Below are 1,049 nucleotides of genomic sequence, written 5' to 3' on the forward strand. Positions count from 1 at the left end.
TCTGGTCTTGCACCGGTTGTGTTCCGGTCTATCTCTCATTTTAAGCGGCTTTTTTCTCAAATGCCACCGGCGATTTCCAGCCGAGTGTTGAATGTCTTCGGCGTGGATTATAAAAGCCATTTATATATTCGAAGATTGCAATCTCAATATCTCGCCTTGTTTGCCAGTGTCTGCGCCAAATCAACTCAGCCTTTAATGATTTAAAGAAGCTTTCTACTGCGGAGTTATCAAAACAATTGCCTTTCCCGCTCATGGACGGCAGCAATTGATGTTTGGTAAGCGTTTGCTGGAGAGCACATGGGTTTTAACTTGATGGCTTAAAGCTCCAGGGTAGTAGCTCGTCGAGGCGACTTTGGGGATGGCCGTTTGCGATCGCTGTCAAAGTGTCCCTGAGATAGACAAAGGGTTCAACGCCGTTGATCTTGCAGGTCTCGATCAGCGAAGCGATACGACCCCAAGCGATGCCGCCTTCGTCGTGGCCTGCAAAGAGGGCATTTTTGCGATTAAGAGCGATGGGTCGGATCAGATTTTCGATGCAGTTATTATCAATCTCGACGCGACCATCACTCAGGAAGGCTTGCAGTCCCTCCCAGTGATTGTGGATATAGGCCAGCTTTTCGCCTAGTCGAGACTTACCGGAGATCTTGCGGCGTTGCGCTTGGAGCCAGTCGCCAAAGGCTGTTACCAATGGGGCGCTGCGGGTTTGACGTTCAGATAATCGCTGGCTGGGAGCGTGGCCACGGATATCGGCTTCAACGGCATAGATTTCAGCAATGCGCCGCAAGCCTTCAGCAGCGATTTCAGAGCCGTCGCGGTCGTAAATTTCTTTGAGTTTGCGCCGTGCATGAGCCCAGCAATTCGCCACACGAATGGGGTCACCGCCCTTGCGCGAGGGGCGCGTCAACCGATTATAACCCTGATATCCGTCGACTTGCAGGATGCCGTTGAAGCCGCTCAGGAAGGTTTCTGCGTTTTCGCCTGCACGGCCGGGGGCGTAAAAATAAACCACGCCTGGCGGATCCTCACTACCCCAAGGCCGGCCATCACGG

1 protein-coding gene and 1 pseudogene are annotated in these 1,049 nt (G+C 52.6%); both read right to left on the reverse strand.

The window, feature by feature from the left end; genetic code table 11:
• Positions 1-40: 40 nt before the first annotated feature.
• A pseudogene (locus tag FHS77_RS16075) lies at positions 41-262 on the reverse strand (IS3 family transposase); the annotation flags it as partial.
• A 42-nt stretch (positions 263-304) separates the two neighbouring features.
• On the reverse strand, positions 305-1,049 hold a 745-nt coding region (tnpC, locus tag FHS77_RS16080), incomplete at its 5' end, for an IS66 family transposase (RefSeq protein WP_184224918.1).

Source organism: Paenochrobactrum gallinarii (assembly GCF_014205685.1).
In the GTDB taxonomy this organism is placed as follows: Bacteria; Pseudomonadota; Alphaproteobacteria; order Rhizobiales; family Rhizobiaceae; genus Paenochrobactrum; species Paenochrobactrum gallinarii.